Raw genomic sequence first — 8,166 nt, 5'->3', positions numbered from 1 at the left:
GGGTACGTGGCGGGGCGCCTGGCGGGGCGGGTGCCGATCGACACGGTGACCGTGACACTGCAGACGGGCGAGTGGGTGCGGGCCGCCGCGCTCGCCGAGGTGCGCCGGCGCCGGCGCCTCGCCGTGACCGTCGGGGGACGGCGGATCGCGCTCTTCCTGGTCGGCGGCGACGTCTACGCGCTGGACGACGTGTGCGTCCACAAGCAGCGGTCGCTGTCCAAGGGAGCCGTCCTGAACGGACGGGTGATCTGCCCCGGGCACCAGTGGGTGTTCGACCCGGAGACCGGCGAGATCGAGGGCCGGGACGAATGCCAGCCGAGCCATGCCGTGCGCGTCGACGGCGACGACGTCTACGTCGACCCGCGGCCCCGGATCCTGTCGGAGGAGCACCCCTCATGAGAGACGTCCTGGTGGCGGGGGCGGGGCAGACGGCCGCGGTCGCCGCCCGCACGCTGCGCCGCCGCGGCTTCGACGGCCGCGTCACCCTCGTCGGCGCCGAGCACGAGGCGCCCTACCAGCGCCCGCCGCTGTCGAAGGAGTACCTGGCGGGAGAGCAGGACCGCGACGAGCTGTGCCTGCTCACCCCCGAATGGTGCGAGGCCAACGACGTGGAGCTGCGGCTCGGCGTCGCTGCCGCCGCGATCCGCCCCGCCGAGCGGGCCCTGGAACTGGCGGACGGCACCGTGCTGCGGGGCGACGCCCTGCTCGTCGCGACCGGCGGGCGCCCCCGGCGGCTGCCCGGCGTCGAGGGCGAGCGCGTCCGCCACCTGCGCACCGTCGCCGACGCCGACCGGCTCCGCGGCGAGCTGCGGCCGGGCGCGCGGGTCGTGGTGGTCGGCGCCGGGTTCATCGGCTGCGAGGTCGCCTCCACCGCGCTCGACCGCGGCGCGCACGTCACGGTCGTCGAGCGGGCAGGGCGCCCGCTCGGGCACGTCGTCGGCGAGCCCATGGGCGACCTGATGGCCGCGATGCTCCGCACGAACGGCGTCGACCTGCGCACCGGCGAGAAGGTCGAGCGGTACGAGGAGACCGCGTCCGGCGCCGTCGTCACCACCAGCGGCGGGACGGCCCTGGAGGCGGACGTGGTGGTCGTCGGCGCCGGGATGGTCCCGAACGTCGAGCCCGTCACCGGCGCCGGGATCGAGACCCCCGGCGGCATCGCGGTCGACGCGTCCTGCCGCACCGGCGTGGACGGCGTCTACGCCGCGGGCGACGTGGCCTGCCAGTGGCAGCCGCTCCTCGGACGGCACGTCCGCGCCGAGCACTTCGACAACGCCAACGCGCAGGGCATGGCGGCGGCCAAGAACATCCTCGGCGGCGCGTCGGCGCACACGGCGCCGCCCTGGTTCTGGTCCGACCAGTTCGGCCACGCCGTCCAGCACGCGGGGCACGGCGAGGGCACGGACCGGCTCGTCGTCCGGGGCCGCGTCGAGGACTTCGACTTCATCGCGTTCTACCTCGCGGACGGCGTGCTGCGCGCCGCGTTCACCGTGGACCGCGGCGGCGACCTCGCGATCGCCCGGCAGCTCATCGCCCGCGGGGCCGTCCTGGACCCCGGCGCCCTGCGCGACGAGGACGCCGACCTCACCGACCTGCTCGACACACTCAGCTAGGGAGCGACCGATGGAATACCAGCGCGTGGCCCGCTCGGGGCAGGTGCCCGAGGGCGTCGTCCGCCGCTTCTTCGTGGGCGAGGCGGAGGTCGCCGTCGCCCGCTGGGACGGCGAGGTGCACGCCATGTCGAACTACTGCACCCACCTGGACTGCCTCCTGTCGTCCGGGCGGGTCACCGAGGACGGGCTGCTGTGCTCGTGCCACGGCAGCGTCTTCGACTTCGGGTCCGGCGAGCCGATCACCCCGCCCGCGACCAGGCCGATCGCGGTGTACCCGGTGAAGGAGGAGGACGGGGAGATCCTCGTGCACGTCCCCCCGGAGGACGCCGCGAACGGCGGGCCCCGACGGCGGCGGCCCGTTGGCCGAGCCTGACCCGGCGGACGGGCGCGGCACGGGGCGCGGGCCGTGGCCGGCGCTCGTCCCGCTGCTGCTCGGCACGTTCACCGGCACCGTCGCCAACACGATCGTCAACGTCCCGCTCACGCTGATCCTGCGCGACCTGGACGCCTCGATCTCCTCCGGCACCCTGGTCGTCGTCGGGTTCACGCTCCCGTTCGCCGTGCTGCTGCCGCTGTCGGGGTGGCTCGGCGACCGCTGCGGCCCCCGCCGGGTGTTCCTCGCCGCGATGCTGCTGCTCGGGATCGGCTCGGCGGGCGCCGGGCTCGCCGGCGACCTGGCCTCCCTGGTCGCGATGCGCGCGGTGCAGGGCGTCGCGACCGCCGCGATGCTGCCCGCGGTCATGGCGCTGATCGCCTCGCTGTTCGGCGGCGCGCGGCGCGGCCGCGCCCTCGGGCTGTGGGCGGCTGCCAACGGCGTCGGCCAGGCCGCCGGGCCCACGCTCGGCGGCGGCCTGGCCACCTGGTTCGGCTGGCACGCCGTGTTCTGGCCGGTCGTGCCGCTGTGCGCCGCCGCCGCGGCGCTGGCCGTCCGGTTCGTCCCGGCGGGGCGGCCCCGGCGCGTCCCGCTGGACCGGCGCGGCGCGGCCCTGCTCACCCTCGCCGCCGGGCTCGGCCTCGGCGCCACCTCCTCCGCCGCGACCCTCGGCGCGACCTCGCCCCTCGTCTGGGGCGGCGTGCTCGCCGGCCTCCTCACCGCCGCCGCCTACGCCGCGACCTCGCGCGGGCGGCCCGACGCGTTCCTGCCGCCGCGGCTGCTGCTGGAGACCCGCTACCTGCGCTCCTGCCTGAGCGTCCTCGCGCAGATGTTCTGCCTGGGCGCCACGCTGCTCGCCGTCCCCGTCTACCTGACCACCCAGCGGCAGGCCGGCACCCTCTACGCGGGGGCCGTCCTGCTGAGCCTGCCGGTCGTGATGTCGGTGCTGGGACCGGTCACGGGCGTCCTCATGGAACGGCTGTCGCCGCGCGCCGTGCTGCGCGGCGGCCTGCTCGTCCTCATCGCGGGCCAGGTCCTCGTCGCCGCGGTCCTCGCCGCGTCCGGGCCGGTCCCGTGGCTGCTCGCCGCGCTCGCCCTCACCGGCGCCGGCGTCGCGTTCGTCCAGACGCCCGCCGCGACCGGCGCCACCCGCTCGGACGCCGGCCGCCGCGGCGCCGGCCTCGGCCTGTTCAACCTGCTGCGCTTCGGCGGCTCCGCCCTCGGCGCCGCGTGGGTCGGGGCCGTGCTGGACCGGGCCCCCGCCTTCGGCGTCATGTTCGCGGTCTGCGCCGCGACCGCCGCGCTCGGGCTGCTGGCGTCCTTCGCCGGCCCCGACCCCACCTGATCTGCCGGGAACCGGCGGTGCCTGATCAGCCGGGCGCGGCGGCCGGCGGGGCCATCTCCTCGTCGAGGGCGCCGGTGACCGTGGTCAGCGTGTCGATGTGGTGCGCCAGCCAGAACATGAACTGCGCGTCCGCCGACCGGATGTCCATGCGCAGCGCGCGGGACGCCCGGTCGAGCTTGTAGAGCATCGTGTTGCGGTGCAGGCCGAGGTCGCGCGCCGCCGCGTTCAGGTTCCCCGACGTCCTGATGTAGGCGAGCACGATCCGCTCCAGGTCGCCGCCGTTCGCGCGGCGCAGCGGCGCCAGGGTCTCGCGGGCGAACGACTTGGCCTCCGCGCTGCGCGCCACGTCCTTCAGCGCGGCGAACACCCGCAGGTCGTCGTAGCCGCAGACGGGCTCGGCGGCGGTGTGCCACGCGAGGCCCATCGTCAGCCGCGCCTCGTGGTAGCCCGACGCGACCCCGGCTGCGCCCTGCCCCGGGCGACCGTGCGCGACCCGCAGGTCGTCGCCGAGGTGCGGGCGCAGCGCCCGGTGCAGCCGCTCGGCGAACCGGGCGGCGTCCGCCCGCTGCCCGTTCGGGTCCGGCCGCGCCGGGACCTGCTGGATCACCACGATCGTCGAGCTGATCGCGGCGGTCAGCGCGCACCCGCCGGGGTCGAGGTTCTGCGCCGTCCGCGTCGCCGACACCGTCCGGCGCAGGTAGTCGCGGCCGACGGGCAGCAGCGACGCCGCCGCCACCACGTGCACGGCGAAGTGCCCGTCCACGTCGAACCCGTGGTGGCGGGCCCGCGCGCCCAGCTCGTGGGAGTCGGCGAACCGGCCGTGCACGAGCGCCTCGACGAAGTCGCCGCGCGCCCGCTCCTCGGCCGCCCGCACCGACCGCTGCCGCAGCATCTCCGACCCGATCAGCGTCGCGCCGTGCTCGGCGACCACGCGGTGCTGCGCCAGGTCGTGCGGGTCGGGCGGGCACGCCCGCTCCACCATCACCATCCGGCCGAACGCCTCCCCGCCCACCAGGACGGGCATGACGATCACGTGCACGGGAGGGCCGTCCGGGTCGGGCCGCAGCCGCGTCTCGGCGGCCTGCGCGTCCGGCCCGGGCTCCTCGGGCAGCGCGGCCAGCAGCGCGTCCGGGTCGATCGGCGCGGCGTCCGGCGCCTCCTCCCAGGCGAGGCGCTCGCCGTCCGCGTCGCAGATGAGGACGCCGCAGCGCGACAGCCCGACCACCGCGCGGGCCATGGCGGGCACCCCCGGGCCCCGCGCGAGGACCTCCGCGAGCGTGCGGTGCACCCGCGACCCGTACTCCAGGATGTGCGCGGACTGCGCCAGCGCCTTCTGCCCGACGAGCCGGCTCACCGCCCGGTAGTCGGCCTCCGCGGGCAGCGCCAGCAGCGGCACGCCCGCGGCCTCGGCGGCCCGCGCCGCCGCGTCGAGGTCGGAGTCGACGCCGGGCGGCCGCCACGCCAGCAGCGCGGCGGCGTCCCGCCGGACGAGGTCGCCCACCACGGCCGCCGCCTCCTCCGGCGCGGCCACCGCCGTCACCGGCAGATGGACGGCGACGCCGGCGAGGTCGCGGTCGGGGTCGCCGGCGCAGCGGCGGGTCTCCGAGAGCGGGAGGCACCAGCCGACGCCGCGCTCCAGCCCCGCCCGTCCGGCGACGAGCGTCCCGCGCAGCAGCGGCTCTGCCAGCAGCGCCCCGACGGGCAGATGCCCGTCGGCGGTCGTGACGATCGCAGGGTGATGTGCCATGTGCCCACATCCCGTCGGGTTCGTTCGGCGAAGTGTACATAGCCCCGATGGACGCGGTCCTTCGAGACTGACGGGGTGGGAAGAGGTACGTGGCGGACGGCGTGACCTGGAGAAACCGTCCCTCACATCCTGCTTTACCGACCTGAATAGGGCAATACCCCTCTGGAGGCCCCGTGCACACCGTCCACCGGCTCACCCTGGAAGACGCCCTCGTCATGCTCACCGCCGCCGAGGAGGAGGCGCGCCGCATCGGCGTCAAGCAGACGATCTGCATCGCCGACGACGGCGCGCACCCGATCGCGGTCCACCGCATGACGGGCGCCCGCCTCACCGGCGTGGACATCGCCATCGCCAAGGCGTTCACCGCCGCCGGCCACCAGCGCGACACCCACACGTTCAACGAGCCGCCCAACGGCCCCGCCCTCCCGGGCAACGAGGCCTTCGGCATCAACCAGATGCACCCGGGCAAGTTCGCCATCTTCGTGGGCGGCTTCCCCATCGTCCACGAGGGCGAGGTCGTCGGCGCCGTGGGCGTCAGCGGCGGCAACGGCGAGCAGGACAAGGCCGTGGGCGCCGCCGCGCTCCGCGCCTTCAGGGAGAAAGTGGCGGTGTAGGCGGCCTCGCCTCCTCCCGCCACGGCCGGTGCGAACGAGGCCCGGGGCGGGCGGTGGTCTTTCTCTCTGGCGACATGCGTGCGTTGTGGTCAGAACGGTCCCGCTGATCTGTTCCAATGAACTGTTGTGCCGTCTGCTTCCTACCGTCTCGTGCGACGCGCGGGTCCCGCGCGGAGCGTCCCGCCCGTGCTCGACGAGCAGCAGCGGCGGGTGGTCGAGCATGCCGGCGGGCCGATGCTCGTGCTGGCGGGGCCGGGCACCGGGAAGACGACGACGATCGTCGAGGCGGTCGTCGACCGCATCGAGAACCGCGGCGCCGACCCCGAGCGCGTGCTCGTCCTGACGTTCAGCCGCAAGGCGGCGGGGGAGCTGCGGGAGCGCATCACCGGCCGCCTGCACCGGACCACGCGGACGCCCCTGGCGCTCACCTTCCACAGCTACGCGTACGCGCTGATCCGGCGGGACGCCGTGCTGAACGAGGAGCCGGCGCCCCGGCTGCTGTCCGGTCCGGAGCAGCTGCTGGAGGTGCGGCGGCTGCTGGAGGGCGAGCTCGCGGACGGCGCCCGCGACTGGCCGGAGCGGCTGAGGGCCGCGCTGGCGACGCGGGGGTTCGCCGAGGAGCTGCGCGACTTCGCCCTGCGCGCGGTCGAGCGGCAGTACGCCGCGGAAGACCTCGCCGCTCTCGGACGCCTGCGGGGCCGCGACGACTGGGCCGCCGTCGGCGGGTTCATGGAGCGGTACGTCGACCGGTTCCTGCTCGACCCCGTCCCCACCTACGACTACGGCGAGCTGATCCACATGGCCGCGGGCATGCTCGCGGACGAGGAGGTGCGGATCCGGGAGCGCGACGCCTACGACGCCGTGTTCGTGGACGAGTACCAGGACACCGACCCCGCGCAGGAGGCCCTCCTGCACCATCTCGCGGGCGAGGGGCGCGACCTGGTCGTGGTCGGCGACCCGGACCAGTCGATCTACGGGTTCCGGGGCGCCGACGTGCGCGGCATCCAGGAGTTCCCGGACCGCTTCCGCACCCTGGGCGGCGACCCGGCGCCCGTGGTGGCGCTGCGGACGTGCCGCCGGATGGGGCCCGAGATCCTCACCGCGTCGCGCCGCATCGCGCGGCGGCTGCCCGCCGGGTCGGCGGGCGCCGCCGAGCACCGCGCGCTGCGGCCGGTGGAGGAACTGGACGAGGGCGAGGTGCGCGCGGTCATCGCCGACTCCGAGAGCCAGGAGTCCGCGCTGGTGGCCGACGAGCTGCGCCGCGCCCACCTGCTCGACGGGGTGCCGTGGTCGCGGATGGCGGTCCTGGTGCGCAGCGCCGTGCGGCAGGTTCCGGTGCTGCGGCGGGCGCTCGCCCAGGCCGGGGTGCCGGTGGTGGTCGCCGGTGACGAGGTGCCGCTGGTCGGGGAGCCCGCCGTCCGCCCGTTCCTCGTCCTGCTGCGGGCGGCGCTGAAGAAGGGCTACCTGGACGAGGTCGTGGCCGAGGACCTCCTGACCGGGCCGCTGGGCGGCGCCGACGCGCTCGCCATGCGCCGCCTCAAGCGCGCCCTGCGCGATCTGGAGGAGCTGTCGGGCGGGCAGCGCCCACTCGGGGAGCTCTTGGTCGCGGCGGTGAACGACCCCCGCGAGCTGGTTCTGGTCCACGAGAGGGTCCGCGCCCCGGCGGAGCGGATCGCGAACCTGATCGAGGTGGCGCGGCGGAGCGTGCGCGACGGCGGCACCGCCGAGGACGTGCTGTGGGCCGTCTGGCAGGAGAGCGGCCAGGCCGACGTGCTGCTGGAGCAGAGCGTCAAGGGCGGGACGCGCGGCGCGGCGGCCGACCGCGACCTCGACGCCGTGGTGGCGCTGTTCGACCATGCCGCGCGGTTCGTCGACCGGCTTCCCCAGGCGGGGCCCGAGCTGTTCGTCGACAACATCGCGTCCCAGGAGATCGCCGGGGACACGCTGGCCGAGCAGGCGCCCGAGGGCGAGGCGGTCCGGATCCTCACCGCGCACCGCTCCAAGGGCCTGGAGTGGGACGTGGTCGTCGTCGCCGGCGTCCAGGAGGGCGTGTGGCCCGACGTCCGGCTGCGCGGGTCGCTGCTCGGCGTCGAGGAGCTGGTCGAGCACGCGGCCGGGGCCGAGCCCGACGGGGACGCCGCCGCCGGCGCCTCGATGGCCGCCAAGATGCTCGACGAGGAGCGGCGCCTGTTCTACGTGGCGGTCACGCGGGCGCGGCGGCGGCTCGTGGTGACGGCCGTCGGCGGCGACGACACCGAGGAGCGCCCGTCCCGCTTCCTGAACGAGCTGCTCCCCGGCGCGATCGAGCAGTCGCAGCTGGACGAGAAGACCCGCTGGCTGTCGCTGTCGGCGCTGGTGGCCGACCTGCGTTCCGTCGTCGGCGACCCGGCCCGGCCGGAACCGCTGCGGCGCGCGGCGGCCGCCGACCCGCGCCTCCTCGGTGGAGGGGGTGAGGAAGCCGTAGTCCGCCATCC

The 8,166-nt window shown here is 76.0% G+C and carries 7 protein-coding genes; 6 read left to right on the top strand and 1 reads right to left on the bottom strand.

Annotation, left to right across the window (positions count from 1 at the left end):
* The 4 genes from AB0C69_RS33625 to AB0C69_RS33610 form a co-directional block, all read left to right on the top strand.
* Positions 1–399, top strand: a 399-nt coding sequence (locus AB0C69_RS33625) for a Rieske 2Fe-2S domain-containing protein (protein WP_360358949.1), incomplete at its 5' end; no start/stop codon positions are given.
* Complete coding sequence (locus tag AB0C69_RS33620) at positions 396–1,613, top strand: FAD-dependent oxidoreductase (RefSeq protein ID WP_360358947.1); 1,218 nt, start codon at positions 396–398, stop codon at positions 1,611–1,613. The genes AB0C69_RS33625 and AB0C69_RS33620, both read left to right, overlap by 4 nt.
* 10 nt (positions 1,614–1,623) lie before the next feature.
* Positions 1,624–1,986 (top strand): Rieske 2Fe-2S domain-containing protein, encoded by a 363-nt coding sequence (locus AB0C69_RS33615; protein ID WP_360358945.1) that lies wholly within the window; start codon positions 1,624–1,626, stop codon positions 1,984–1,986.
* Positions 1,973–3,331: an MFS transporter gene (locus AB0C69_RS33610; RefSeq protein ID WP_360358943.1), complete on the top strand. Its 1,359-nt coding sequence runs from the start codon at positions 1,973–1,975 to the stop codon at positions 3,329–3,331. The genes AB0C69_RS33615 and AB0C69_RS33610 overlap by 14 nt, the downstream gene beginning before the upstream one ends.
* 25 nt (positions 3,332–3,356) lie before the next feature.
* Here the strand turns inward: AB0C69_RS33610 and AB0C69_RS33605 are convergent, their stop codons facing one another.
* Positions 3,357–5,078, bottom strand: a complete 1,722-nt coding sequence (locus AB0C69_RS33605) for a helix-turn-helix domain-containing protein (RefSeq protein WP_360358941.1) — start codon at positions 5,076–5,078, stop codon at positions 3,357–3,359.
* A 173-nt stretch (positions 5,079–5,251) separates the two neighbouring features.
* Between AB0C69_RS33605 and AB0C69_RS33600 the strand changes: the two genes are divergently transcribed.
* Positions 5,252–5,692 (top strand): heme-binding protein, encoded by a 441-nt coding sequence (locus tag AB0C69_RS33600; RefSeq protein WP_360358939.1) that lies wholly within the window; start codon positions 5,252–5,254, stop codon positions 5,690–5,692.
* Positions 5,693–5,878: 186 nt separating this feature from the next.
* Positions 5,879–8,166, top strand: a 2,288-nt coding sequence (locus tag AB0C69_RS33595; RefSeq protein WP_360358937.1) for an ATP-dependent helicase, incomplete at its 3' end; no start/stop codon positions are given.

It is taken from the genome of Actinomadura sp. NPDC048032, from assembly GCF_040653175.1.
GTDB lineage: Bacteria > Actinomycetota > Actinomycetes > Streptosporangiales > Streptosporangiaceae > Spirillospora > Spirillospora verrucosospora.
This window is presented reverse-complemented; position numbering and strand designations above follow the sequence as displayed.

What these genes read in the sequence shown, in the direction of transcription:
- AB0C69_RS33615 (WP_360358945.1), top strand. Translation starts at nt 1,624, where the DNA reads ATGGAATACCAGCGCGTGGCCCGCTCGGGGCAGGTGCCCGAGGGCGTC.
- AB0C69_RS33605 (WP_360358941.1), bottom strand. Translation starts at nt 5,078, where the DNA reads ATGGCACATCACCCTGCGATCGTCACGACCGCCGACGGGCATCTGCCC.
- AB0C69_RS33620 (WP_360358947.1), top strand. Translation starts at nt 396, where the DNA reads ATGAGAGACGTCCTGGTGGCGGGGGCGGGGCAGACGGCCGCGGTCGCC.